This window comes from Streptomyces sp. NPDC058650, assembly GCF_042717315.1.
Lineage (GTDB): Bacteria > Actinomycetota > Actinomycetes > Streptomycetales > Streptomycetaceae > Streptomyces.
The window spans coordinates 1-1077 of sequence record NZ_JBHXRL010000092.1 but is presented as its reverse complement, the minus strand read 5'-3'; the positions used below and the strand labels follow the sequence as shown (position 1 = coordinate 1077).

General features: G+C 73.4%; 3 protein-coding genes. All 3 read left to right on the top strand.

Annotation, left to right across the window (positions count from 1 at the left end):
• Positions 1-553: dihydropteroate synthase (folP, locus tag ACFWWU_RS37485; protein WP_384153761.1), on the top strand; the 553-nt coding region annotated here is incomplete at its 5' end.
• A complete protein-coding gene (folB, locus tag ACFWWU_RS37480) occupies positions 546-932 on the top strand; it encodes a dihydroneopterin aldolase (RefSeq protein WP_384153759.1) in 387 nt (128 codons plus the stop codon). The genes folP and folB, both read left to right, overlap by 8 nt.
• On the top strand, positions 929-1077 hold a 149-nt coding region (locus ACFWWU_RS37475), incomplete at its 3' end, for a 2-amino-4-hydroxy-6-hydroxymethyldihydropteridine diphosphokinase (protein ID WP_384153764.1). The genes folB and ACFWWU_RS37475, both read left to right, overlap by 4 nt.

Below are 1077 nucleotides of genomic sequence, written 5' to 3'. Positions count from 1 at the left end.
GCGCGCCGCAACGGCGCAGGCCGCGGTCGAGGCGGGCGCCGAGATCATCAACGACGTCTCGGCGGGTCTCGCCGATGCGGCGATGGGTCCCATCGCGGCCGAGACGGGCGCGCTCTACGTCGCCATGCACTGGCGTGGTCACTCCGACCGCATGGACTCGCTCGCCGAGTACGCCGACGTCGCCGTCGAGGTGCGCGACGAGCTCGCGCAGCGGGTCGACGCGCTCGTGGCGGCGGGGGTCGCCCGCGACCGGCTCATCCTCGACCCCGGGCTCGGCTTCGCCAAGCGCGGCGACCAGAACTGGGAGCTGCTCGGCCGGCTCGACGTGCTCGCCGGTCTCGGGCTGCCGATCATCGTCGGCGCGTCGCGCAAGCGGTTCCTCGGGGCGATGCTGCCCGAAGCGGCATCCGTCGCCGACCGCGACCTGCCGACGGCGGTCGTGAGCGTGCTCGCCGCGCAGGCCGGCGCGTGGGCCGTGCGGGTGCACGACGTGCAGGGCACGCGTCGCGCCCTCGACGTCCTCGGCGCATGGCAGAGTGGACGACGTGACTGAACTGCGGGGTAGTGGGCGAGGCGACCGGATCACCCTCACCGGGCTTCGCGTGCGCGCCCATCACGGCGTGTTCGACTTCGAGCGCGTCGAGGGGCAGGAGTTCGTGATCGACGTCTCGGTCGCCGTCGACCTGGCGGCCGCTGCGGCCTCCGACGAACTCGACCGCACCGTGCACTACGGCGAGCTCGCCGAAGCCGTCGTCGCCGCGGTCGAGCGCGACCCCGTCGACCTCATCGAGACCGTCGCCGAGCGGGTCGCCGCCGTCGCGCTCGGTTTCGCCGCCGTCGACGAGGTCGAGGTCACGGTGCACAAGCCGCAGGCACCCATCACCGTGCCGTTCGGCGATGTCGCCGTCACCATCGTGCGGGGCCGGGCATGACGCGCGCCGTCATCGCGTTCGGGGCGAACCTCGACGACCGCGAGGCGACGATCGCCGCCGCGGTGCGCGAGATCGCCGAGGCATCCGGTGTCGAGCTCGTTGCCGTGTCGCCCGTGTACGAGACCGCGGCCATCAAGCACCACGG